The sequence below is a fragment of the Paraburkholderia nodosa DSM 21604 genome (assembly GCF_000519185.1).
In the GTDB taxonomy this organism is placed as follows: Bacteria; Pseudomonadota; Gammaproteobacteria; order Burkholderiales; family Burkholderiaceae; genus Paraburkholderia; species Paraburkholderia nodosa.
Map to the genome: position 1 here is coordinate 209023 of NZ_JAFA01000012.1, position 23855 is coordinate 232877.

General features: G+C 64.8%; 21 protein-coding genes. 17 read left to right on the forward strand and 4 right to left on the reverse strand.

Translation table 11 applies throughout. The features are described 5' to 3' along the window. Positions 1–25: 25 nt before the first annotated feature. The 4 genes from A3CW_RS0119900 (at position 26) to A3CW_RS0119915 (ending at position 4107) form a co-directional block, all read left to right on the forward strand. Entirely contained in the window at positions 26–892 is an 867-nt protein-coding gene (locus tag A3CW_RS0119900; RefSeq protein WP_028205140.1) for an enoyl-CoA hydratase/isomerase family protein, read from the forward strand. Further along, positions 889–2082 carry a CaiB/BaiF CoA transferase family protein gene (locus A3CW_RS0119905; RefSeq protein WP_028205141.1) on the forward strand — a complete coding sequence of 398 codons (1194 nt, stop codon included), beginning with the start codon at positions 889–891 and terminating at the stop codon, positions 2080–2082. The genes A3CW_RS0119900 and A3CW_RS0119905 overlap by 4 nt, the downstream gene beginning before the upstream one ends. 74 nt (positions 2083–2156) lie before the next feature. Continuing rightward, the gene (locus tag A3CW_RS0119910; protein ID WP_028205142.1) at positions 2157–2852 is read left to right on the forward strand and encodes an SDR family NAD(P)-dependent oxidoreductase; all 696 of its coding nucleotides are present in this window, start codon (positions 2157–2159) and stop codon (positions 2850–2852) included. Between the two features lie 28 nt (positions 2853–2880). Continuing rightward, positions 2881–4107: a cytochrome P450 gene (locus A3CW_RS0119915; protein WP_028205143.1), complete on the forward strand. Its 1227-nt coding sequence runs from the start codon at positions 2881–2883 to the stop codon at positions 4105–4107. Between the two features lie 39 nt (positions 4108–4146). Here A3CW_RS0119915 and A3CW_RS46925 read toward each other — a convergent pair whose 3' ends face one another. Further along, positions 4147–5118, reverse strand: a complete 972-nt coding sequence (locus A3CW_RS46925; RefSeq protein ID WP_035513281.1) for a LysR substrate-binding domain-containing protein — start codon at positions 5116–5118, stop codon at positions 4147–4149. 14 nt (positions 5119–5132) lie between these two features. Continuing rightward, positions 5133–5933 carry an SDR family NAD(P)-dependent oxidoreductase gene (locus A3CW_RS0119925; RefSeq protein ID WP_028205144.1) on the reverse strand — a complete coding sequence of 267 codons (801 nt, stop codon included), beginning with the start codon at positions 5931–5933 and terminating at the stop codon, positions 5133–5135. Positions 5934–6104: 171 nt separating this feature from the next. Between A3CW_RS0119925 and A3CW_RS0119930 the strand changes: the two genes are divergently transcribed. From A3CW_RS0119930 to A3CW_RS46940, 8 genes are all read left to right on the forward strand, one after another. After that, positions 6105–7043: an AraC family transcriptional regulator gene (locus A3CW_RS0119930; protein WP_028205145.1), complete on the forward strand. Its 939-nt coding sequence runs from the start codon at positions 6105–6107 to the stop codon at positions 7041–7043. Positions 7044–7166: 123 nt separating this feature from the next. Further along, entirely contained in the window at positions 7167–8180 is a 1014-nt protein-coding gene (locus A3CW_RS46930; protein WP_051481590.1) for a ketopantoate reductase family protein, read from the forward strand. Then, positions 8177–9295, forward strand: coding sequence for a CaiB/BaiF CoA transferase family protein (locus A3CW_RS0119940; protein ID WP_028205146.1), 1119 nt, complete (start codon positions 8177–8179; stop codon positions 9293–9295). Before A3CW_RS46930 ends, A3CW_RS0119940 begins: the two co-directional genes overlap by 4 nt. Positions 9296–9351: 56 nt before the next feature. Beyond that, entirely contained in the window at positions 9352–9840 is a 489-nt protein-coding gene (locus tag A3CW_RS46935; protein WP_051481591.1) for a MaoC/PaaZ C-terminal domain-containing protein, read from the forward strand. Between the two features lie 42 nt (positions 9841–9882). Further along, a complete protein-coding gene (locus A3CW_RS0119950; RefSeq protein WP_051481592.1) occupies positions 9883–11124 on the forward strand; it encodes an MFS transporter in 1242 nt (413 codons plus the stop codon). A 20-nt stretch (positions 11125–11144) separates the two neighbouring features. Beyond that, positions 11145–12368, forward strand: coding sequence for a CaiB/BaiF CoA transferase family protein (locus tag A3CW_RS0119955; protein WP_161782944.1), 1224 nt, complete (start codon positions 11145–11147; stop codon positions 12366–12368). Positions 12369–12371: 3 nt separating this feature from the next. Continuing rightward, on the forward strand, positions 12372–13523 hold the full coding sequence (locus A3CW_RS0119960; RefSeq protein WP_028205149.1) for a CaiB/BaiF CoA transferase family protein: 1152 nt from the start codon (positions 12372–12374) through the stop codon (positions 13521–13523). A 3-nt stretch (positions 13524–13526) separates the two neighbouring features. After that, positions 13527–14201, forward strand: a complete 675-nt coding sequence (locus A3CW_RS46940) for a hypothetical protein (RefSeq protein ID WP_051481593.1) — start codon at positions 13527–13529, stop codon at positions 14199–14201. Between the two features lie 28 nt (positions 14202–14229). Here A3CW_RS46940 and A3CW_RS0119970 read toward each other — a convergent pair whose 3' ends face one another. Further along, positions 14230–15837, reverse strand: coding sequence for a GMC family oxidoreductase (locus A3CW_RS0119970; protein ID WP_245623699.1), 1608 nt, complete (start codon positions 15835–15837; stop codon positions 14230–14232). Positions 15838–15886: 49 nt separating this feature from the next. Then, positions 15887–17119: a porin gene (locus A3CW_RS0119975; RefSeq protein WP_035513284.1), complete on the reverse strand. Its 1233-nt coding sequence runs from the start codon at positions 17117–17119 to the stop codon at positions 15887–15889. Between the two features lie 403 nt (positions 17120–17522). Between A3CW_RS0119975 and A3CW_RS46945 the strand changes: the two genes are divergently transcribed. The 5 genes from A3CW_RS46945 (at position 17523) to A3CW_RS0120000 (ending at position 23816) form a co-directional block, all read left to right on the forward strand. Beyond that, entirely contained in the window at positions 17523–19202 is a 1680-nt protein-coding gene (locus A3CW_RS46945) for an FAD-dependent oxidoreductase (RefSeq protein WP_051481594.1), read from the forward strand. After that, on the forward strand, positions 19199–20110 hold the full coding sequence (locus A3CW_RS0119985) for a fumarylacetoacetate hydrolase family protein (RefSeq protein ID WP_028205152.1): 912 nt from the start codon (positions 19199–19201) through the stop codon (positions 20108–20110). Before A3CW_RS46945 ends, A3CW_RS0119985 begins: the two co-directional genes overlap by 4 nt. 70 nt (positions 20111–20180) lie before the next feature. Next, positions 20181–21131: a cupin domain-containing protein gene (locus tag A3CW_RS0119990; RefSeq protein ID WP_028205153.1), complete on the forward strand. Its 951-nt coding sequence runs from the start codon at positions 20181–20183 to the stop codon at positions 21129–21131. Between the two features lies 1 nt (position 21132). Next, the gene (locus tag A3CW_RS0119995; protein ID WP_028205154.1) at positions 21133–22275 is read left to right on the forward strand and encodes an acyl-CoA dehydrogenase family protein; all 1143 of its coding nucleotides are present in this window, start codon (positions 21133–21135) and stop codon (positions 22273–22275) included. A 38-nt stretch (positions 22276–22313) separates the two neighbouring features. Next, complete coding sequence (locus A3CW_RS0120000) at positions 22314–23816, forward strand: aldehyde dehydrogenase family protein (protein WP_028205155.1); 1503 nt, start codon at positions 22314–22316, stop codon at positions 23814–23816. Positions 23817–23855 lie beyond the last annotated feature (39 nt).

Sequence of the window (23855 nt, forward strand, 5' to 3'; positions counted from 1 at the left end):
AAGCCACAGTCAAGGAGACAGGCACATGACAGGCAGCGTCGACTATCTGGCCCGCGACGGCCGCGCTTACATCACGTTGAATCGTCCCGAAAAGAAGAACGCGATGACCAACGCGATGTTCGATCAGCTCATGCAGTGCTACGACCGGGCCGAGCACGACGACGATGTACGGGTGGTCGTGTTGCGAGGCGCCGGAGACGACTTCTGCACCGGCCACGACCTCGCGGAAGTCGGCAGCGAGTACGGGGAAACGACCTATGACGACAAGGGGCGCCCCCGCAAGCCGAGCCAGCGCGCGCGGCTGTTGCACGACAAGCGATATCTCGAACGCTTCGAGCGCGTCTTCAAGTTCCTGAAGCCGACGCTCTCGCTCGTGAAGGGCTATTGCCTCGGCGGCGGCCTCTACCTGGCGGAGGGCTCGGATCTCGTGATCGCGGCCGACACGGCGAAAATGGGCCACCCCGAGCAGAAGCTCGGACTCTCCGGCGCGGCTTATTTCGCCGCATGGGAAATGATGACGCTGGGGCCGCGCAAGGCGCGTGAACTGCTGCTGATGGCCGACGTCTGGGACGCGCAAACGTGTCTGTCCGCCGGACTCGTCAACAAGGTCGTGCCGCTCGATGATCTGACCGAAGCCGGCGAAGCCTGGGCCGAGCGCATCGTGCGCCTGCCGCGCGACGGCATCGTCATGGGCAAGGCGGCCACCAGCCTCGCGATGGATTCACTCGGCATCACAAGCCAGTTTTCGTATGGCCACGTGCTGCATGCGCTCGCAACCAACGTGCGCTACGAAGCCGATGAATACAACTTCATGAAGCAGCGCCGCGACAAGGGTGTGAAGGCGTCGAATCATGAGCGCGAGGCGTTCTACGTGAAGAAGGAGCGCGCATGAAAGCGGGCGGGACATCGGCGCTCGGCGGCCTGAAGGTGCTCGACTTCACGCAGATGATGACGGGGCCGTTCGCCACGATGATGCTCGGCGATTCCGGCGCCGACGTGCTGAAAGTCGAGCAACCGGACGGCGACCCGTTCCGGCGCTCGGGCGAGACCACGCTTGGCGGCGACGGCGCATTTTTTCTCGGCGTGAACCGCAACAAGCGCAGCATCGTGCTCGATCTGAAGAGCGAGCAGGGGCGGGCCACCGCGCGTGCGCTCGCCGCCGAGGCCGACGTGCTGGTCGAGAACTTCAGGCCGGGCCTGATCGAGCGGGCAGGCCTCGGCTACGAAGCGCTGCGTGAAATCAATCCCCGCCTCGTCTATTGCTCGATCTCGGGCTTCGGCCGCAACGGTCCCGACCAGAACCGGCCAGCGCTCGACATGGTGATCCAGGCCGTTTCCGGCGTGATGCAGGTGACGGGCACCGAGTCGTCCGGGCCGCTCAAGACCGGCTTTCCGTTCTCGGACCTCGTGACGGCGCTGATCGCGACGATCGGCGTGCTCGTGGCGCTGCAGGCCCGCGAGCGCACGGACAAGGGCCAGCGCGTCGACCTCTCGATGCTCGACGCGAGCATTTTCAGCCAGGTGCCGCGCGACGTGTATTTCGATCTCACGGGCATCACGCCCACGCGCATGGGCAACCAGCACTGGGACATCGTGCCGAACAACACGTACGCAACGGCGGACGAGCGTCAGATCATGATCATCACGATCAACGACAAGTTCTGGCAGATCCTCTGCGATGCGCTCGGCAAGAGCGAGTGGAAGACCGACGCTCGCTTCGCGACCAAGGCCGCGCGGCTCGCCAATCGCGCGCTCGTCGACGAGAGTCTTTGCGCCGCGTTCGCTAGCCGCGATCTCGCTCACTGGGAGGCGGCGCTTTCCTCGGCGGGGGCGATCTACGGGGCGGTGCGCACGTGGCCTGAGGTGTTCAGCGACGTCCACGTGGTGCAGAACCTCCTGCGCACGCTGCATCACCCGAAGGGCGGTGTGTTCAAGGTCATCAACAACCCGCTGCAGTTCTCCGATACGCCGACGCAGATCCGGCTCGCGCCGCCAATGCTCGGCGAACACGACGACGCGCTGGCCAGCACGGGCGGCACGGCCTGGCCGGCCTTCGTTGCGTTGGAGAGCGAGGGCGAATAGCCCGTTTCGTGAAGCGAACGTGCGCCGCTCCCGGCGCAACGCTGAACTTTCAATCGACTCAGGAGCACATGTTTATGAGCAAACCAGTAGCAGTCGTCACGGGGTGCAACGGCCTGACGGGCCAGGCCATCGCGAAAAATCTGGGCGCGCGGGGATATTGCGTCGTCGGACTCGACGTCGGTGACACCCCCAAGGGCGATTTCGCTTACCGGCAATGCGACATCACGGACTACGACCAGATCAAGGCCGCCGTCGAAGCCATCGGCGCGCAGCACGGCACGATTCGCGTGCTCGTCAACAACGCGGGTGTCTGGCACGGCAAGACCTTCTTCGATATCGCGCCGTCCGACTATGACCTCACGTATGGCGTGAACACGCGCGCGCCGTTCTTCCTCGCGCAAGAAGTCGCGAAGCGGCTCATCAAGGCCGGCGGTGGCGGCGTGATCGTCAATCTCGCCTCGATCGTGGCTTCCACGGGCAGCGGCGTGACCGACTACGGCGGCTCCAAGGCCGCGATCGTCAACCTGACCAAGAGCCTCGCCAAGCCGCTAGGGCCGCACGGGATCCGCGTGGCGGCCGTCTCGCCTGGCACCATCAACACGGCGATGGGCGAGAAAGTCCCCAAGGAGATTCGCGACAAGCTGATCGCGAGTTCGGGCCTGCAGCGCGCGGCCGAACCCGAGGAGATCGCCGCGGCAGTCGGCTTTCTCGTCAGCGACGACGCGCGCTACGTGACGGGCGCGACGCTCGACGTGAACGGCGGCCTTTGAGCCGCGCGAGACTGCAAGAGGAGCAAATATGTCTCAATGTCCGTTCGGTTCGGGCGCAACGGCCCAAGCCGCGTTTCCCATCGCGCGGCAGTGCCCGTTCCTGCCGCCGCGCGAGTATCGCGAGTTTCAGCAGCAGGACGGCCCGGCGAAAGTGAAGATGTGGGACGGCAAGGACGCCTGGCTCTTCACGCGCTACGACGATGTACGCGCCGTGCTGGCCGACAACCGCTTCAGCGGGGACCCGTCCACCCCGGGCTTTCCGAGCCTCTCTGCCGCACGCAACGCGGTGCTGGAGCTGGAGCCCGCGTTCATCCGCATGGACCCGCCGCAGCACGGTCACTTTCGCCGCATGCTGACGAAGGAGTTCATGGTGAAGAAGGTCTCGGCCATGCGGCCGATGATCGAATCGATCTTCAACCGGCTCGTGGACGAACTGCTCGCCAAGGGGCCGCCCGCGAATCTCGTGGAAGACCTGTTCCTGCCACTGACTTCGGAAGTGATCGCCTGGCTGCTGGACGTGCCGCGCAAGGACCACGCGTTTTTTCAGGAGCAAAGTCGCCTGAAGGTGCTGCTCGATGTCGGTCCCGAGGTGCCGCGCGCGGCTTCGGAGCGCATCCTCGGCTATCTGGACGCACTCATCACGGAGCGCGAGAAAGACGCCGAAGAGCGGGACGATCTGCTGAGCCGGCTGATCGTCGAGCAGGTTCGGCCCGGCCACTTGTCGCACCGCGAGCTCGTCATCATGGCGGAACTGCTGCTGATGGCGGGCCACGAGACGACGGCGAACCAGATGGCGTTGGGCGTCTATAGCTTCCTCACGAACCCGGACCAGCTCGCGCGCTTGCGCGCCGAACCCGCGCTGCTGCGCAATGCGGTGGACGAGATGCTGCGACTGCATACCATCGTGCACTACAACGCGTTTCGCGTCGCGCGCGAGGACGTGGAAATCGCCGGCCAGCTGATTCGCCAGGGCGAGGGGGTGATCGCGCTGATCCTGGCGGCCAACCACGACGCGCAGGCGTTTCCCGAGCCGGAAAGGTTCGATATCACGCGCAAGGCCGACCATCACGTGGCATTCAGCTACGGCGTCCACCAGTGTCTCGGCCAGCCGCTCGCGCGAACGGAGCTGCAGGTGGTGTTCGGCGGATTGTTCGAGCGCATGCCGCAACTGCGCTTTGCCATACCGGTGGACGAGATCCGCAGCAAGGGGGATCACTTCGTGCAGGGACTGGAGACGTTGCCTGTCACGTGGTAACCGGGCACGGCGGCGGTGCGTGGACGCTGCCGCCGCGGTTCAGGCTTCCAGTTCCAGGGGGGAGGGCATGACGGTCTTGCGTCGCGAAGCGTCGAGGAACAGCTCGGGATGCTCGCTCATCAGCGTGTTCGCGCTGTCACGCGCGGCCTCGCGCCACTTCTCGAGCAGCGGCGGTACGCGATCCTTGTGCCACGCGAGCGAGAGCGACACGGCCGGCGTCTGCGCCACGAGCGGGCGCCACGCAATGCCGATCGGCTTCATCAACTGCATGACGGCCGGCACCACGGCTACGCCCATGCCCGCAGCCACGAGGCAGGCGGACGTATGCATGTCGTACGCTTCACGCGCGATAGTCGGCTTGTGGTCTTCTTCTTCGAAGATGTCGAGGATGCGGTCGGCGTAGCCGCGTCCGCTCGCGCTGCCGCGCGCGACGGCGATCAGCGGCCAGGTCGCGAGATCCTTCAGCTCGACGGGGCAGGGCCGGTCGTACTCGCTGCCAGCGGGTACGGCGACGACGAGCAGTTCGCGGTAGAGCAGCTCGGTCACGATGCTCGGATCGTAGATGTGCCCGCGCACGAGCCCCACTTCAATCGCCCCTTCCTTGAGCGCCGCGATTTGCTGCGCGATCGTCATCTCCTGCAGACTCACGTCGGAGTTTGGCGCGAGCGCCTTGAACAGACGCAGCGTGCTAGGGAGAAAGCAGTAGATTGCCGTATAGATCGCACCGACCATCAAATGCGCTTTCGCGCCGCGTCCCGAGGCGCGTACGGCCGCGATTGCCGCCGAGGCGCTATTGAGTACGCGCTGCGCGTGCTCGACGAGAATGTCGCCCGCTGGTGTCAGCATGACCTTGCGCTTTTCGCGTGTGAAGAGCGGCGTGCCGAGCTCCTCCTCCAGCGCGATGATCTGCGCGGAAAGCGCAGGCTGCGCGATGTTCACGCGTTCCGAGGCGCGGGTGAAGTTGAGCTCGCTGGCGACGGCAAGAAAGTACTGCAACTGGCGCATGTTCATCGCGAGGCTCCTTGTCAGCGCACGCCGCGCCAGGCGAGCGTGCCGGCGTCGGCGTTGAAGGTGCCCCCAGTCGAAAACGAGGCTTCCTCAGAAGCGAGAAAGCAGACGAGCCGCGCGACTTCTTCGGGCCGGCCGAGTCGCGGGATCAGGTGCGTGCCGTAAAGGCGCGCTTCGGCCGCCTTGCGATCGGCCGCGTGATCCAGACTGTGGCTCAGCATAGGCGTGTCGATCGCACCGGGCACATAGGCGTTGCAGCGAATGCCGGCCGCAGCAAGATCGAGTGCCGTTGCCTTCGTCAGCATCACGACGCCGCCCTTGCTCGCGACATAGGCGGGCAGGCCCGGATAGGCGACTGTGCTCGCCACCGAAGCCGCGTTGACGATCGCGGGGCTGCGCGTGGAGCGGCGCAGCCAGGGCGCGGCGAAGCGCGTCGCGAGCCACATCGCCTTGAGGTTCACGTTCATCACCGTGTCCCAGACTGCCTCGGGGAGGTCTTCGATCGTGGGTGCGCGGCCCGTGAGGCCGTCGTCGGTCACGCCCGCATTGTTCACGAGCACGTCGATGCCACCGGCGCGCTCCGCCGTTTCGGCAATCATCCGACGAATTGATTCGGTTTGCGAAAGATCAGTCTGAATGAAAAAGGCTTGTGCGCCGGCCTCCCGCACGGCCTGCGCGGCCGCTTCGCCCTTGTCGGCCTGCAGGTCGGCCAGCGTGACCCACGCGGCGCCTTCGCGCGCGGCCTCGACGGCAATCGCGCGGCCCATGCCCTGCGCCGCGCCCGTGACGATCACGATGCGGTCCTTCAGTTTGTTCATGCGAGTCTCCACCGTGTCCGCCGTCTCCTTGCACGGAGCGAACTGCCCCGCGAGGCCAGGCGGCGCCCGCTCGTCCGACGCGGCGGCGGGCCTGTTTGTGGAGCTACCTTATCCAAAGGGGCGGAGATGATCCATAATGAACTATCTCGATTTCTTTACGGATCGTCTCGAATGGACCTGCTGACGGACATCGTGCGTCTCATGGAGCCACAGACCGTGCTGTGGCGTACCGTCGAGGCGCAAGGCCGCTGGGGTCTCGGTGTGCCTTACCGGGACACACCGCGCTTCTGTCTCGTGGTCGAGGGGCATTGCTGGTACGTGCCGGACGAAGGGCGGCCGATGCTGATGCGCGAGGGCGACTATTTCCTGCTCGGGGGCAGGATCTGCTACTGCCTCGCGAGTGACCTCAAGGTGATGCCGACGCTCAACGCGCTGCGCCGCAAGTCTCGCGAAGAGGACTACGTGCGCTGGGATGACCCGGCGCCGGGCGAGCGTACACGTCTGGTAGGCGGGCACTTCCAGACCGGGCCCGAGCACGCGGCCCTGCTCGCTGCACTGCTGCCGCAGATGATCAACCTGCGCTCGTCAGATGAGGAGGCGGGGCGTCTCGCGCGCGTGCTCGAACTGATCGGCGCGGAAGCGGTCTGCGACCTCGCGGGCAGAGACCTCGTGATGAGCCGCCTCGTCGAGATCATGCTGGTGGAGGTCCTGCGTCGTCCGATGCTGCAGATCGAGGGGCAACGCACCGGCTGGCTGAGCGGCATGGCCGATCCGCAGATCGCGTCAGCGCTGCAGCGCATGCATGCCGACGTCGCGCGGCAATGGACGGTCGACGCGCTCGCCAAGCACGTCGGCATGTCGCGCGCCGTATTCGCGCGGCGCTTTCACGAACGTGTAGGTGTTGCACCGGCGACCTATCTTTCGAACTGGCGCATCGCACTCGCAAAGGACGCGCTGATTCACAGCGACCGGTCAATCGGCGATATCGCGCTTTCCATCGGCTATCTCTCTGATAGCGCCTTCTGTACCGCGTTCGCACGCATCGCCGGCAAGCCGCCGGCGATGTACCGAAAGTCCCATCGCCAGCAACGGTCCGCGGCCGCGCGCTGAACTATCGGGCGATCCGCTCAAACCATCGTTTTTTCGTATTTGCCACCTGCCGTGGCCGCGCCTTATCGTCTGCTCCATGTCACGTAGTTCAACGGGACGGATAGTGGAGCGGACGGAATCGACATGCTGAAGGTATGCATTTTTGGAGGTGGCGCGATCGGCGGCTATATCGCCGCTCACCTCGCGCGAGCGGGGCAGTGTGAAGTGAGCGTCGTCGCGCGCGGCGCGACGCTCGCGGCGCTGCGCACGAAGGGTCTGCGCGTCCATACGCCTGCGGGCGTGGTTGCGGCGCGCGTGAACGCGGTGGCCGACGCGCGCGAGCTCGGTGTGCAGGACTATGTGTTCATTACGCTCAAGGCGCATCAGCTCGACGCGGCGCTCGACGATATCGCCGCGTTGATGGACGAGCACACCACCGTTCTGCCTCCAACGACTGGCATTCCTTATTATTTTTTTCACGGTCTCTCGCCTGAAGGGCACTTGGGCGGCGCCGCCCAACTCTCCGAGATCGATCCCGGCGGCCGGCAATGGCGCACACTTCCGCCCGCGCAGGTGCTCGGCTGTGTGCACTGGATCGGGGCGCACGTGATCGAGCCGGGCGTAATCGCGCAGGACGGCGACAAGGCGGGCTGCCCGATCGGCGAACTGGACGGCAGCGCATCGGAGCGGGTCACGCGCCTCACGAGCTTGCTGAGCGAGAGCGGCATTGCGTCGAAGACCAGCAGCGATATCCGCTCCGCGATCTGGACCAAGTTCGTCAACAGCCTTTGCTGGAATCCAGTTGCCCTGCTCACGCAAGCCACGCTCGGCGAGATGCGCGACGCGCCGGGTGTCGTGCCGCTCGTGCGGACCATGATGCAGGAAGCCGACGCGCTCGCGCAGCGGCTCGGCATCAAGCCGGGTCCCGAGCCGGAGCGGCGCATCGCGACGACGCTGAGTGCGCCGCATCACAAGATGTCGATGCTGCAGGATTTCGAAGCGGGACGTCCGCTCGAACTGGGGCCGCTCGTGCGCTCGCTGCGCGCCGTCGCGCGGCTCGCCGGCAGTTCCGCTTCCACTCTCGACACCGTGCTCGCACTGGCTTCGTTGCGGGCGCAAGCATGTGTTCACCATCGCAATGAGGAGTTCGCTCTATGAGTTCATTCGCCCACGCTCGGCCGCTAGCGGGCTGCAAGGTCGTCGAGGCATGCAGCTATATCTCGGGCCCATTCTGCGCGCAGATGCTGGCCGATCTGGGCGCCGAGGTCGTCAAGGTCGAACCGCCCGCGGGCGATCCGTATCGCAACTTCGGCCATAGCCGGGACGGAGTCGGCACGGTCTGGACCAATTCGAACCGCGGCAAGCGCAGTGTCGCGCTCGATCTCAAGTCGCCCGCAGACCTCGAACGCTTCAGATCGCTCGTGAGTGACGCCGACCTCTATATCGAGAACTGGCGTCCGCACGTTTCGGCCTCGCTCGGGCTGAGCTTCGAGCAGCTGAGCGCGCTGAACGCACGCCTCGTGCAGCTGTCGATCACGGGCTACGGACCCGACGGCGAGCTCGCGAAGGAGCCGGCTTTCGATGCGCTGATTCAGGGCCGCACGGGCCTCTTGAGCTACGAAGCGGCGGGGGGCGTGCCGCGGGCGACGAACACCTTTCTCGCCGACAAAGTGGCGGCGATCTTTGCTGCGCAAATGGCGCTCGCGGGCCTGCGCGAACGAGACCGCAGCGGCAAGGCCGTGCATATCGAAACCTCGATGCTCGACATGCTGTCGTATTTCAATTTCCCCGACATGTTCCACAACCAGACATGGCTCGACGACGAGGCGCCGAGCACGCTGGCTCCGCAACCGGTGCTCGCGACGCGGGATGGCTACATGGTGCTCTCGCCCGTGTCGGGCAAGCAGTTGAGCCGCACGCTGGACGCGATCGGTCATCCGGAGTGGAAGGAGGAACTCAAGGCAATTACCGACCGCAAACAGATGACGCACACGTTCTTCGAGCGCGTCGCGGCGCCCCTCACGCAACGCACCACAGCTGAGTGGCTCGCGCAGTTCCGGGAGATGGATGTGCCCGCGGGACCGGTGTGCGAGCCCGCGGATCATCTACGCGACCCGCAGGTGCAGCACAACGAGTTGTACTCAGAGCTTGAAACGGGCGCGGGCAAGCTGCGCGCGATTCGCTATCCGGCGCGAATCAATGGGCAGTTGCTCAAACCCATGCGAGCCGCGCCGGGCCTCGGGGAAGACAATGCCGAACTGTTCGGGGGCTGAACCGGCGGCGCGGCCAGGCGCATGGCGACGTGGTGTAGCGAGCCGGGGGGAGTGACATGCCGATCCTGCTCAAAGGCATTGAAGGGATACGCTCCTATTCGGGCTTCCATCTCGGCAAGAGCGGCTGGATCGAGATCGGCCAGCCGATGATCGATGCGTTCGCGGCCGCCACGGACGACCGCGATCCGCTGAGCGTGGACCCCGAAGAAGCCGCACGCGGCCCTTATGGGGTACCGGTGGCGCAGAACTATCTGATTCTCGCAATGGTGTCGCCGATGCTGCACGACATCTTCCTGTTCGAGGACATCGGGCTCGCCCGGCAGTGGGGGATCGAGAGGCTGCGTTTTCCGGCGCCCGTGCCGGTGAGCTCCTGCATTCGGCTCGATGCGAGGCTCAAGAGCGCCCGGACCGAACTCACCGGCCTGAGGTTCGTGCTCGGATGCACGGTCGAATGCGATTCGACGACGGAGCCCGCGCTGGAGGCAGACATTGTATATCAGGTGTGGCCGCTCGCCTGCGCGGGGAAAAAGGACTATGCGCTGTGAGCTGCTGCCGGGCATCAGATAAAACATTCAGGAGACCGCACGATGACGAGTTCGAATACGGAGCTGACCGCAGACCGGCTGCTGCCAGCCGACACATCCGGGACGGCCAGTGGATATCGCTGGATCATTCTGCTGGTGATCTGGTCGGCCTTCACGGTGAGCTGTATCGACCGGTTCGCGTGGGCGAGCATTGCGGCGCTGGCGGGCCACGCCCTCGGGTTCAGGCTGGCGCTGTTCGGCTCGCTGACTACGGCGTTCTATGTCGGCTACACCGTTTCATGTTCGGTCGGCGGGGTCCTCGCCGACAAGCTCGGTAGTCGCGCGACGCTGGCCGTGTCGATGTTTCTGCTCGGCCTGCTGACATTGGGGTTCAGCTTCATCCAGACGTTCGCGGCCGGCATCGCGCTGCACACGCTGATGGGGTTCGCGGCGGGTGCCGAATACGGCGCGACGATCAAGGTCTTGACGATCTGGTTCGCGAAGGACAAGGGCCGGGCATTCGGCATCTGGGCGACTGGCACGTCGGTGTCGGTCGTGCTGGCCAATGCATTCGTGCCGCGCATGGCCGTCACCTATGGCTGGCAATCTGCCTATCAGGTGCTTGGCGTCGCCACCGTGGTTTTCGCGCTGCTCTGCGTGCTGCTCGTGAAGAACGCACCTGTGGGCCGCGCCGTTCCGCGCACCACCGCGGCGCAGATCGCCTCATTGCTGCGCAATCGCAATCTCGTGCTCGTCGCGCTCGGCGGGGCAGGCGCGCTGTACGGCACGCTCGGCTTCGTCGCGTGGGCGAATGCCCTGCTGACCGTTGCACACGGACTGTCGCCGATCCTCGCCGGCTCGATCCTGATGTGGTTCGGCGTGGGGGCCTTCGCGTCGAAGCCGCTGTTCGGCTGGCTCTACGACGCCGCGAGCGGCTACGCGAAGCTCGTGGCCGTAGCCGATCTCGCGATCTTCGTGGTGCTGCTTGCCGTGTTCGGCAACTGCTCGTCGAGCACGGGCTACTTCCTGCTCGCGCCGTTTCTCGGAGCGGCCGCGTATGGCTATACGCCACTCCTCATCGGCCTTTATACGCAGGCGTCGGGGCCACGGCTCGCTGGTGCGGCGGCAGGCTTTGTCAACACGGTCTGGTCGGTCGGCAGCTTCGCCTCGCCGATCATCGCGGGCTTTGTGTTCGCTCACGGGCGCTCGCTCGGCATGACGATCGCGTCGATCGCAGCGGGCCCGGTGATCGGCGCTCTCGTGCTGTGCCTCGTGCGCAAGTCGGCTGATTTCAAAGGGGAGTGAACGCGGCTATGACAACAGGCTTGAATACGGCTGCAAACGGCGCGCTGCCATTGGCGAAACTGATGGTGCTCGACTTCTCGCGTTTCCTGCCGGCACAGATTTGCACGTGGATGCTCGCGGATTTCGGGGCGCGCGTCATCCGCGTGGAGAACCCGCGCGAGATCGCAAAGCTCGCTGCGGCATTCAACCTCGCGAGCCTCAGCGACGAGCAACGTGAACGCGCAAAGGCAGCGCAGACGCTCGCCAGGAACAAGGAAAGCATCGTCGTCGACCTCGGGCATCGCGATGCGCTCGACGTGCTTCGCCCGCTACTGGGCAGCGCCGACGTCGTGGTCGAAGACTATCGTCCCGGCGTGCTGGCGCGGCTTGGCTTTGGCGCGGACGCGCTGCGCGCATTCAACCCGCGGCTGCACTACTGCTCGGTCAGCTTCGCGGGGCAGACTGGCCCATACCGGAGCCGTCCCGGCCACGATCAGCTCGCGCTCGCGCTGTCGGGCGTGCTCTCGCGCATCGGGGAGGATGCCGGGCGGCCTTCGTTTCCGAACGTGCCGATCGCCGACGTCGTCACGGGTCTGAATGCGGCGATCGGCGTGCTCCTGGCGCACGCAGGTGAGCTTCACGACGCGCGGGGGCGCGACATCGACGTATCGATGCTCGAGTCTTCAATGATGTTCGCCAGCTGGTTTCTCGCGCGTCATCCCGATCCGGCACACGTGCCGCCGCGCGGTGCACACCGTGTCGATTGCGGCATCTGGCGCACGCGCGACGACCGGTTCATTTGCACGACGAATATCGAACCGCGCTTCTGGGAGCGATTCTGCCTCGCAATCGGTAGGCCGGACTTCTGCGCGAGGCAGCACGCCAGTGCGCAATGGCACGAGATGCGAGCGGAAATTGCCCGCGTCATGGCGACCCGGGATCGCCACGAATGGCTCGCAGTGTTCGAGCGCGAGGACGTTCAGGCCGCGGCGGTCAATGAATTCCACGAAGCGCTCGACGATCCGCATTGCCGCGCGCGCGGCATGGCCATTCCGATACCGCTTGGCGACGCAAATCCGGTCGTCCAGATCGGCAATCCCGTCAAACTCAGCGGCGCTGCCGTATCGGTACGCCGCTGCAGCGAAGCGCCGGGCGCGTCGACAGTGCCAGTGCTGGAAAATTTCGGATTCACCCCGGAACAGATTGCGGCGTTCGCGCAAGCCGGAGCGATCGGCACGGTTCGCCCGCTGCATAGAGGAGAATGATTGATGAGTGGCGCACTTGACGGTGTCCGGGTCCTCGATTTCACGCAGCACGTGAACGGGCCGCTCGGCACCATGTTGCTGGCCGACTTCGGCGCGGACGTCATCAAGGTGGAACCGCCGGAAGGCGATACGATGCGCACGTCGGGCGACACGTTCATCGAGGGCGAAAGCGCCTATTTTCTGAGCGTCAATCGCAATAAGCGCAGCATTGCGCTCGATCTGCGCTCGGAAGCCGGCAGGCAGACAGCACACGCGCTCGCTAGCCAGGTCGACGTGGTCGTGGAGAACTTCCGTCCCGGTGTGGCCGAGCGGCTCGGAATCGGCTATGAAGCGCTGCAGGCACTGAATCCGCGGCTCATCTATTGCTCGAGTTCCGCGTTCGGCCGCGAGGGCGCCGATAGTGCGCGACCGGGCATGGATCCCGTGGTTCAGGCAATGTCGGGGCTCATGCAGCTGACCGGCGAGGCCAACGGTGCTCCGCTCAAAACAGGCGCCGCTTTCTCCGACGTGATCACGCCGATGCTATGGACCCTGGGCGTGATGGCGGCATTGTATGCACGCGTCGGCACGGGCCGCGGGCAGCGCGTCGAACTGTCGATGCTCGATGCGTCGATCTTTGCGATGGTGCCGCGCGAGGCCTATTTCTTTGCCACCGGAGAGGCGCCGCAACGGCTCGGCAACAGCCATTGGGAAATGGTGCCGTACAACACGTATCGAACGTCCGATGGACGCCACCTGATGGTGCTCGCGAATACGGACAAATTCTGGCGCGAGTTCGCAGAGGCGGTCGAAGCGCATGCGTTGCTGGCCGACACCCGGCTCGCGACGAAGCGAGGCCGCATCGAACATCGCGCGATCGTCGACGAAGGACTTGGCGCGGCCTTCGCAGCCAAACCGCTGAGCTACTGGAACGAGCGGCTGGCACAGGCCGGCGCGATGTTCGCGCCCGTGCGGACGTTTTCCGAGGTATTCGGCGACGAGCGGATTCAGCGCGACCTGGTCGCCGAGCTCGACCACCGTGTGGCGGGCAAGATCAAGGTCATCCGCAATCCGATCAGACTTTCGGATACGCCCGCGACGCTGCGCCGGCCGCCCCCCGTGCTCGGCGAGCACACCGAGGAAATACTCGCCGAATTCGCGTCGCGAGGCGCGTAGACGATGGCGCTGCTCGGCGGGGCAATTATCGTGGCGTGGCTCGACGTTCCGTCTGAGCATGAGCGCGATTTGCTGGACTGGCACAGCCGCGAGCATTTGCCGGAGCGTCTGGCCATTGACGGCTTTTGCCGCGGGCGGCGCTTTGGCAACCTCGCGTCGGCGTCGCGCATCTTCATCCTGTATGAACTCCGTGACCGCGCGGTCCTGTATGACGAAGCGTATCTCGAACGCCTCAATCATCCAACGCCATGGACGCGGCAATCGATGCAGCATTTCCACAACTCGACCCGTGCCGCGATGCGCATCGATGCGTCGATCGGCAGGGGCATCGGCGCTTACTTGCTCACGGCCCGCTTCGACACGGCTCACGACGACGCACTGCGCGTCTGGTTGTGCGAGGACCTCGTGCCGGTGCTCGCGCTGCGTCCGGGCATCACGGCGGTGCACCTCGCGACGAAGGACGCCGTGGCGTCCGATATCGACACGGTCGAGCGCCGTCACTCCGGAACGGCCTCCGAGCCTGCCGCAATCGTGTTGCTCGTCGAAGCGTACAGCGCAGACGTGTTGTCTAAGATTGGGGCTGTGGAACTTGGCGAGGCACGATTGCAGGCGCTCGGCTATCGTGGGCCGGCTCACTGCGAGATCATGCAACTGCAATATTGCCTGGAAGCCGGGTAGGACTTCCGCAGGAGCGCGGCAGAATGCATTAGCGGTTTTGCCGCTGGATGATGTCCGCAGCCTTCAGCGCCAGCATCATGGTAGTGGCCTGGGTGTTGCCGGAGATCATCCGGGGCATGATCGAAGCGTCGACGACTCGCAGGCGTTCCAGCCGATGAACGGCGAGATCGGCTCCGACCACGCTGAGCCGGTCGCTGCCAGGGCCCATCGAAGCGCTGCCTGCGAAGTGATAAGCGGTGCGCCCCGTCTCCCGAGCGAACTGAAGCAACGCTTCGTCGGTCTCCACGCGCTCGCCGGGCAGTGTTTCCTGCCGGACATACGGCTTCATGCTTTGACTGCGTAGCAGATTCCTCGTGAGCCGGAAGCCGGCCAGCACGACTGCGCGATCACGCTCGTCGGTGAGATAGTTGGGCTGGATGATCGGCGGGTCGGCGAGCGAGGTGGACACGGCGCGGACATGGCCCGAGCTCTCCGGACGGTGCTGCCAGAATCCGAACGTCATGCCGGCGGTGCTATCGAGTTTTCCGCTGTGCACGCGATGGTTGCTCGCTGGCGTGAAGATACCCTGGATGTCCGCGTCGCGAGCGTCATCCGCTGAATTCATGAAGCAGTGCATGACGGGCGGCGGCAGTTCGAGAATGCTGACTGCGCCGAGGAAATAGCGTGCAATCTGCAACCCGAGGCGCGGCCATGCGGCATGCTGGTTGATCGAGCGAAACCCCTGGCCGGCAGCAACGAGCGCACAAAGATAATGGTCGCGCAGATTGCGCCCCACGCCAGGCAGCGCGTTGACGACGGGCACGCCCAGCTGCGCAAGCCAGTCCGGATCGCCTACGCCTGAGATCTGGAGAAGACGGGCCGTGTTGATCGTCCCCGCGGACAGGATCACCTCGCGGCGCGCTTTCACCGATATCGGCTTGCCATCCTGAACATAACGTACACCAATGGCTCTCGTGCCGCTGAAGAGAATCCGCTCGGCCAGGGCTTGTGTGACGACGAGCAGGTTGGGGCGCCGCCTGGCCGGTTCGAGAAATGCCGTCGCGGCGCTTACCCGCCGACGCCTGTGAATCGTGGCCTGCGCAAATGCGACGCCTTTCTGCTCCCGGCCGTTATAGTCGGGATTGAACGGCAGGCCGCATTCGGCGGCCGCGTCGATGAAAGCGGCGCACGCGGGATCTCGCCAGCGCACGCTTGTGACATTCACGGGACCCGAGCGGCCACTGTACTCAGGGTCACCGAACGCCCGGCTTTCCAGTGTGCGGAAGAACGGCAAGACCTCGTCATAGCTCCAGCCGGGATTGCCCAATGCGGCCCAACCGTCGAAGTCGGCACGTTGTCCGCGAACGTATGCCATGCCGTTCAGCGAAGTCGAGCCGCCCAGCATTTTCCCTTGAACCAGCGGAATCGGCCGGTTGCCAGTCCAGGTCGCCGGCTCCGTCTGGAATGACCAGGTGCGATGGGTGTCGCCGATCACCCTCGTGAAGCCGGCGGGCACCCGGATCATCAGGTGTTTGTCCGTCGGCCCGGCTTCGAGGACACACACGCTGACGTCCGGCTGCGCGGAAAGCTGGTTGGCCAATGTGCAGCCTGCCGCTCCCGCGCCGACGATGACATAGTCGACCTCCAGATCGCTCACGATGTGTCTCCGATTTCGAATGTCAATTGAGGATGAACCCGGCACGGGCCTAGAACTTGTGGCGGATGCCTATACGGGCCACGACCTGGCTTGACGTATTGGAGGGTGTCAGCGTGACGATGTACGGGACGGCCGCCTGTTTGGTCGAATCGATCCCGGATGCTTTCATGTAGGCGCCCGTGATGTAGACGTCCGTGCGCTTCGAGAGGAAGTAATCGACGCCCGCGTTGATCGTCTGGTAGGCAGCGCTATCTTTGCCGTCTATCGCGCCACCGCGCAGATAGTTGTAGGAAGCGCCGAGCAGCAAGGCCGGTCCGACCCAGTATGCGGTATAGACGTTATAGTTGTTGAAGACCGCGTTGCCGGTATAGCCGAACGGATTCGTCAGGCTCAGGGTTCCTGAGGGGCCGTAGTTCAGATCTTCGAAACGAATGTTCGAATAGCCGCCGCCCACGATGAACGAGCCGAGCGTGTACTGCGCGGCGGTCGCGAGGATGTTCAGCGTACGAGCGGAGGCAAAGCCGCCGAAAATCGGGTTCGACTGGACGCCGGTTACCGTACCGAGGTTGTTTCCCGTCGTCGTACCGTTGGCATTGTTGCCCCAGAATGACTGGTTCGGGTTCTGAATGTGCATGTAGCCTGCGGCCATGCTCAACGAACTGAAGTCGTAGTGGGCGCCGACCGACCAGATGCTGTTCCTGCCGAATGAGCCGGCTACACCGCCGAGGCTGTAGAGACCGGTGAGCGTGAGCCCCCGGAGATTGGGACTCGTGTACTTGATCGCGTTGTTGATTCGCTCGACATCGGCCACGTTGTCGATATCGCCAGGGTGGTCTGCAAATGCGCCCATACCATACGACCCCGCCTGCATCACGCCGATTGAATCGACGATCGAGTCATACTGGCGCCCGAATGTGAGGCTACCCCAGGTGTTGCTCGAAAGTCCGACCCAGGCCTGCCGCCCGAAGAATGTCCCGCCTTGCTGGAACTTGCCGGTGCCCACGTCGAATCCGCTTTCCAGGGCGAAGATCGCCTTGTAGCCGCCGCCGAGATCCTCGTTGCCGCGCAGCCCCCAGCGCGTCCCCTGCATGACTGAACTGGCCATCATCCACTGGCTCGCTCCGGCACGGCCGTTCGGCGCGCCTGACTGGGCCGTCTGGACGTTGTTGACGTAGTTGATCCCTTCGTCGAGAACGCCGTAGAGCGTCACGTTGCTCTGAGCGAACGCTGATGCCCCCGAGGTTAGCGCGAGTGCACCTACCAATGTCTTTGCAAGTTTCAACTTCGTCTCCTTTATTTGTGTCGTAGCGCCTGGTGGAGTCGTGGCGCCGGTTCGGACTGCGTTCGGTCGCTTCTGGATATCACCGCGGCAGCGTGTCGGTCTTTTATATTTCGGGCGCCGGACAAAGTGCTTTCCGATTCGCCTTTCGTCGTGTTGCATCAGCCATGCGGGCCAACCGACGCACACAGGATAGCCACGCACGTTCGCGCGGCGCCAATACGATTTTCCGATCCAGTCAGACGAAGAATGTTGGTGCGCCAGTCAAGAGGAATATCCTCTCAAACCCTCTGCAAACAGTATTGGTCGGAAGGAGGGACCGCTTGGTAGATTGCCTCTACATCGAAACGCTGGACGGCCTTTCGGCATTGAGGCAAACGACGCAAGCAAGAGGGAGCTTTCACTTATGACGAATCAGAACACCGCGGGCCGTACGCCCGTCGTGATCGTTGGGGCAGGGCCGATTGGGCTGTCGCTGGCGGGCGATCTTGGCTGGCGCGGCGTACCGTGCCTGCTGCTCGAACGCAGCGACGGCACGGTCTTTCAGCCGAAGATGGACATGGTCGGCATTCGCACCATGGAGTTCTGCCGCCGCTGGGGCATCGCGCAGGACGTGGAGAATGCCGGCTACAACCGCGATTATCCGCAAGATTACGCGTGGGTCTCGCAGCTCCATGGCGGCTACGAATTCGGACGCGAGCCGTTTCCAACTGTGCGCGACGAACCGAAGCCCGAGCAAAGCCCGCAGAAGCGCGAGCGCTGCCCGCAAAACTTCTTCGACCCCGTTCTCACGCGCTTCGCGCAGCATAGCGGCCGCGTCGACATCCGGTATCAGACCGAGTATCTCTCCCATGAGGAGCGCGCGGACGGTGTCACCGTGTGCGTGCGCGACCTCGCGACCGGCGCCGAACAGAACATCGAGTGTCAATATCTCGTCGGCTGCGACGGCGGCGCGAGCCGCGTGAAAGAGCAACTCGGCATTCGCATGAGTGGCACGCCGGCATTGACCTACACGACCAACGCCATCATTGAGTGCGAAGGCCTTGAGCAACTGCACGACAAACAGCCGGGCTACCGCTACATTTTCATCGGGCCGGAAGGCACCTGGAGCACGGTGGTCGCGATCAACGGCCGCAATTGGTGGCGATTCTCGATCGTTGGTGACGCAACGATGCGCACGCTCCAGGAAGAAGAAGTCGCCGCGGCGTTCCGGTGCGCGGTGGGCCGTGACGATTTCGAGTTTCGCATCGTTTCGCTGATGCCGTGGATCCGCCGGCAACTCGTAGCGGACAACTATGGCACGGCGCGCGTGAAGATCGCGGGCGACGCAGCGCACCTGACTTCGCCGACGGGCGGGTTCGGCATGAACATGGGCATTCAGGACTCCGTCGATCTCGGCTGGAAACTGCAGGCGATGGTCGAAGGTTGGGGCGGCCCGCACCTGCTCGATACCTACGAGTTCGAGCGCCGCCCCGTCGCGATCCGTAACGTGACCGAGGCGACCAGCAACCTCAAGCTCATGCTCACGCCACGCGAGAACCTGAACGCGAAGGTGTTCGAGCCGGGCGCCGAGGGCGACGCGGCGCGGCGGATCTTCGGCGATGCGTACACGCAGATGATGAAGCGCGAGTGGTACACGATCGGCATTCATCTGGGCTTCCGCTACGAAGGCTCGTCGATCGTGGTGCCCGACGGCACGCCCGAACCCGAGGATACGGTCAGTACCTATGTGCAAACCGCACGGCCCGGCCATCGTGCACCGCACGCTTGGCTCGCGCCCGGCCGCTCGACGCTCGATCTGTTCGGCCGCGCGTTCGTGCTGGTGCGTTTCGATCGCGCTATAGAAACGGCGCCGCTGGAGGCCGCGGCGCGGGCAGCCGGCTTGCCGCTGAAGGTCGAGGACATCGACGACGCGCAGGTGCACCGCCTGTACGAGCGTGCGCTGGTGCTCGTGCGTCCCGACGGGCACGTCGCATGGCGCGCCGATGCGTTGCCCGACGACGTGCAGACGCTCGTCGACATCGTTCGCGGCGTTCATCCGTTGGCCTCTCAGACTGCATCTTGCGAAGAGGCGAGTGCGCGATGAAACTGGTTTCGTTCAATTGCGGGCGCATCGGTCTGGTCGAGCCCCAGACCGGCCGCGTCGTCGATGTTACTGACGTCGCGGGCGTCGAGCCGCAGGCGTGGCCTCCGGTCGGGATGGTTCGCCTGATTGCGGACTGGCCCGCGCGCCGCGCGGTGCTGGAGGCCGCCGCGCGGGCGCGCGAAGGGCGGCCGCTCGACGAAGTGCGGCTCGACGCGCCCGTGCAATGGCCGAACAAGGTCATCGCGTTTCCGGCCAACTACCACGCTCATATCGACGAGATGAAGTATGGCACGAACGGCGGTGTGGTCTCGAAGTTCCAGGCGAGCGGGCAGGGGTTCTTCCTGAAGGCGAACTCGAGCCTCAGCGGTCCCGCGGAGCCGATCGTGCTGCCGCCGCTTGGAGGCCGGGAGATCCATCACGAGTGCGAGCTCGGCATCATCGTCGGCAAGCGCGGTCGCGCCATTGCGCGCGAGCAAAGCCACGAGCACGTGTTCGGCTTCACTTGCCTGCTCGACATGGTGGTGCGCGGCAAGGAGGAGCGCGTCATGCGAAAGTCTTTCGACACATTCTGCCCAACGGGGCCGTGGATCACGACAGCTGACGAGGTAGCCGACTTCGGCGCGATCGAGATGAGGCTCTTCGTGAATGGAGAAGAGCGGCAGTCTGCGACCACACGCGATTTGATCGTCGACATCCCCGAGATGATCGCGATGTCTTCGGCCGTGATGACGCTGGAGCCGGGCGACATCATCGCCACCGGCACGCCGGCGGGCGTCGGTCCGGTGAAGGACGGCGACGTGATCGAGATCGTGATCGACGGGATTGGTGCCATGCGCCTGCCGGTGGTGCAAGGCGCCGTGGGCGAACACGCCGTCTGGGATACCGACAAGGCGGGTTTTGCCGTCTGAGCGATATGCGCCCACTACGGCCGGTGGAAAAAGCCGATCGATTCGGGTAACTAATCAAGAGGAGAAAGCGATGTCCCAAGTCGACGCGCCCGTGCCGGTGGCGCCACCCGGATATTTCGAGGATCTGCAGGCGCATGCGCTCTCGCCGGGCTGGGCGAAGAAAGTGCCGCAGATGTGGGCGGCGCCGCGTTCGCGTTTCGTGCCGGCCGTCTGGCGCTATGCCGAGGCGCGTGCCGCGCTCGATGCGGCCTGTGCGTTCGTGTCGCCCGAGTTCGCCGAGCGGCGCAATCTGATCATGGTGAATCCGGTCGCCGACAACATCTATCCGACCTGTCGCAATCTGGTCGCGGCATATCAACTCGTGCTGCCCGGCGAGACCGCCCGTTCGCACCGCCATGCGCCGAACGCGCTGCGTCTGATTCTCGACGCGGGCGCGGACACATGCACGATCGTCAATGGCGTCCGGATCGAGGTTGCGCCCGGCGATGTCGTGCTTACGCCGTCGTGGCACTGGCATGGCCATCGCAACGGCGGCGATACGCCGGCATTCTGGATCGACTTTCTCGATGTCCCGCTCGTGCAGAACCTCGAATGCATGTTCTTCGAGGATCACCCGCAGCGCAACGAGCCGGCTGCAGGTGACGCGCCCGACTCGCCGTTACGCCGCAAGGGCACGGATCTCGCGCGCATGGCGCGCGAAGAGGGGACCGTCGACCTCGCCACGGACCGTCTGCACACGACGGGGGTTCATGCGCTCGGCCTGAAGCACGGCGAGCGGCATGTGCAACCGAAGCGCATCGACAACAACCTCTACGCGGTCGTGGCGGGCAGCGTGCGCATGCAGATCGAGCATTTCGGCGCAGTCGAACTCACTCGCGGCGATGTGGCGGTCGTGCCGTGCTGGCATGAATTCGACATTGAAGGCCTCGCGCCCGAATCACAACTCGTTCGCGTGACCGACGCACCGGCCTTCGAGGCCCTGGGTTTTCGCAACGTCAGCGCCCTCGGAAAGGGAGAGTGAAGTGAAATTCAGTGAAGAGCAGCAAATGCTGCGTGAGATGGTACGCCGGGTGGCGGACGAGCAGGTGCGCCCGCTCGTGCCCGGGATGGAGGAAACGCGCCGTTTTCCCGAGGAGCTCGTCGAGGTGTTCGGCGATCTCGGTCTGTTGCAGATGTGGGTGCCCGAGGAATATGGCGGCCCGGGCGGCGACCTGACATCGGTCTGTATCGCGAAGGAAGAGATAGGTAAAGCCTCGCTCGCAGCGTCCACGCTGTGTGCGAACAATTCGATCGGGCTCATCCTGCCGCTGCTGCATTTCGGCACGGCAGCGCAAAAGGACCGCTATCTGAACGAGGCCGCGAAGGGACGCACGATCTCCGCCGTCGCGATCACGGAACCGGAGGCGGGCTCCGATGTGTCCGCCATTCGCACCCGGGCGCGCCGCGACGGCGACAGCTACGTGATCGACGGCCAGAAGAGCTGGATCACGTGGGCGGCGCAGGCGAACTACATGCTCGTGTTCGCGCGCACGTCGGAAGGCCGCGGGCACGAAGGCATCAGCGTGTTCCTCGTCGACACGAAAACGCCGGGACTCAAGATTGGCCGCAAGGAAATGAAGATGGGGCGGCACGGGTCGCCAAGCTACCAGGTGTTCTTCGAGAACATGCGCGTGGAGGCCGATTGCCTGCTCGGCGAAGAGGGAAGCGGCTTCAAGGCCTGCATGCGCATTCTGGACCTGAATCGTCCTTCGGTCGCGGCCTCGTCGCTCGGCCTCGCGCAGGCTGCCCTTGACGAATCGTTGCGCTATGCGCAAGAGCGCCGGCAGTTCGGCAAGCGCATTGGCGACTTCCAGGCGATCCAGTTCAAGCTTGCCGACATGGCCATGAAGATCGAAGCGGCGCGCACGCTGCTCTATAGCAGCGCACAGGAAATCGACGGCGGCGATACGAGCCGCCTCACGCTGCTTTCGTCGATGGCGAAGTGCTACGTGACCGACGTTGCGATGGAAGTGGCGCTCGAGGCCGTGCAGGTGCACGGGTCCTATGGCTATTCGACCGAATACCCCGTCGAGCGCTTCATGCGCGACGCCAAGCTCAACCAGATTCTCGAAGGCACGAACGAGATTCACCGGCTCATCATCGCGCGGCAGTTGCTCGGCAAATGACCGGCGCGCAGAACACCTGACACGCAAAGGACACAGCTATGACGACTCAACTCCATCCGGCCCTCGGCAGCGCGGCTCGCGCGTTTCTTTCGCGCACGCATCAGCACCTCGTGGATGGCAACCTGCTCGCAGGCGAAACGGGGCAGCGCACGGACATCCTCGATCCAGCAACGGGCGAGCGCATCGCGACCGTGGCCGAAGGCAGCGCGCTCGACGTCGACCGCGCCGTCGCTGCTGCCCGTCGCGCCTTCGATGGCCCCTGGCGCAAAGTCCCGGCCGCCGAGCGTACGCGCATCATGCTGCGCTTCGCGAGCCTGATCGAGGCCAATGCCGAAGAGCTTGCAGAACTCGAATGCATCAACAGCGGCAAGCCGCTGCCGTTCTGCCGCAACGGTGACGTGGCGGGCATCGTCGAGATGCTGCGCTATATGGCGGGCTGGACGACGAAGATGGGCGGCGAAACGCCCAACGTATCGCTGGCCGGAGAGTGGCACGCCTACACGCTGCGCGAGCCGGTCGGCGTGGTCGGTCAGATCATTCCGTGGAATTTCCCGCTCAACATGGCGATGTGGAAAATCGCGCCCGCGCTCGCGGCCGGCTGCACGATCATCCTGAAGCCCTCGGAGCAGACGCCGCTCACGGCGCTGCGGCTCGGCGAACTGGCGCTCGAAGCCGGTTTGCCGGCCGGTGTGCTCAATATCGTGACCGGTTTCGGCAATCCGGTCGGCGCTGCCATCGCCGCGCATCCGGGCATCGACAAGGTGGCCTTTACGGGGTCGGGGGAAACGGGCCGCCGCATATTGCAGGCCGCGGCTGGCAATCTGAAGCGCGTATCGCTCGAACTGGGCGGCAAGTCGCCCGTGATCGTCTTTCCTGATGCGAATCTCGAAGCCGCCGCCGCGGGGGTTTGCTCGTCGATCTTCTTTCACGCCGGGCAGATCTGCGCGGCGGGTTCGCGGCTCTATGTCCACGAACGCGCGTTCGACGAGATGCTGGACCGGATCAAGCGGCGCGCCAATGCGATGAAGCTCGGCCACGGCCTCGATGCCGGCACCGACATGGGTCCCGTGATCTCCCGCCGGCAGCTCGACCGCGTGGCGGGCTACATCCATAGCGGGCAGCAGGAGGGCGCCACGCTTGCCGCGGGCGGCGGGACGTGCGGCGAGCGCGGCTATTTCGTGCAGCCGACTGTGCTGACCGGTGTGAAGCCCGGCATGAAGGTGCACGACGAAGAGATTTTTGGCCCGGTGCTCTGCGCGATGTCGTTCGAGAGCGACGACGACCTCGATCGTATCGCCGCTGCCGCCAACGCGACCACGTATGGCCTCGCGGCAAGCATCTGGACCCGCGACCTCGCGCGCGCGCACAAGATGGCCAGCCGCATGGAGGCGGGCATCGTCAACGTGAACGCGCTGAGCTCGCCCGACGCGACCTTGCCTTATGGCGGTTACAAGCAATCGGGTTGGGGCCGCGAGCGCGGTTTCGATGCGATCGAACTCTATACGCAGGTGAAGGCCGTTGCGGTGAATCTCAACGTTTGAGCCACGGCGGCCAAGCGCATCGACGAAGGAGTTGAGGAG

What these genes read in the sequence shown, in the direction of transcription:
- A3CW_RS0119900 (WP_028205140.1), top strand. Translation starts at nt 26, where the DNA reads ATGACAGGCAGCGTCGACTATCTGGCCCGCGACGGCCGCGCTTACATC.
- A3CW_RS0119905 (WP_028205141.1), top strand. Translation starts at nt 889, where the DNA reads ATGAAAGCGGGCGGGACATCGGCGCTCGGCGGCCTGAAGGTGCTCGAC.
- A3CW_RS0119910 (WP_028205142.1), top strand. Translation starts at nt 2,157, where the DNA reads ATGAGCAAACCAGTAGCAGTCGTCACGGGGTGCAACGGCCTGACGGGC.
- A3CW_RS0119915 (WP_028205143.1), top strand. Translation starts at nt 2,881, where the DNA reads ATGTCTCAATGTCCGTTCGGTTCGGGCGCAACGGCCCAAGCCGCGTTT.
- A3CW_RS46925 (WP_035513281.1), bottom strand. Translation starts at nt 5,118, where the DNA reads ATGAACATGCGCCAGTTGCAGTACTTTCTTGCCGTCGCCAGCGAGCTC.
- A3CW_RS0119925 (WP_028205144.1), bottom strand. Translation starts at nt 5,933, where the DNA reads ATGAACAAACTGAAGGACCGCATCGTGATCGTCACGGGCGCGGCGCAG.
- A3CW_RS0119930 (WP_028205145.1), top strand. Translation starts at nt 6,105, where the DNA reads ATGGACCTGCTGACGGACATCGTGCGTCTCATGGAGCCACAGACCGTG.
- A3CW_RS46930 (WP_051481590.1), top strand. Translation starts at nt 7,167, where the DNA reads ATGCTGAAGGTATGCATTTTTGGAGGTGGCGCGATCGGCGGCTATATC.
- A3CW_RS0119940 (WP_028205146.1), top strand. Translation starts at nt 8,177, where the DNA reads ATGAGTTCATTCGCCCACGCTCGGCCGCTAGCGGGCTGCAAGGTCGTC.
- A3CW_RS46935 (WP_051481591.1), top strand. Translation starts at nt 9,352, where the DNA reads ATGCCGATCCTGCTCAAAGGCATTGAAGGGATACGCTCCTATTCGGGC.
- A3CW_RS0119950 (WP_051481592.1), top strand. Translation starts at nt 9,883, where the DNA reads ATGACGAGTTCGAATACGGAGCTGACCGCAGACCGGCTGCTGCCAGCC.
- A3CW_RS0119960 (WP_028205149.1), top strand. Translation starts at nt 12,372, where the DNA reads ATGAGTGGCGCACTTGACGGTGTCCGGGTCCTCGATTTCACGCAGCAC.
- A3CW_RS46940 (WP_051481593.1), top strand. Translation starts at nt 13,527, where the DNA reads ATGGCGCTGCTCGGCGGGGCAATTATCGTGGCGTGGCTCGACGTTCCG.
- A3CW_RS46945 (WP_051481594.1), top strand. Translation starts at nt 17,523, where the DNA reads ATGACGAATCAGAACACCGCGGGCCGTACGCCCGTCGTGATCGTTGGG.
- A3CW_RS0119985 (WP_028205152.1), top strand. Translation starts at nt 19,199, where the DNA reads ATGAAACTGGTTTCGTTCAATTGCGGGCGCATCGGTCTGGTCGAGCCC.
- A3CW_RS0119990 (WP_028205153.1), top strand. Translation starts at nt 20,181, where the DNA reads ATGTCCCAAGTCGACGCGCCCGTGCCGGTGGCGCCACCCGGATATTTC.
- A3CW_RS0120000 (WP_028205155.1), top strand. Translation starts at nt 22,314, where the DNA reads ATGACGACTCAACTCCATCCGGCCCTCGGCAGCGCGGCTCGCGCGTTT.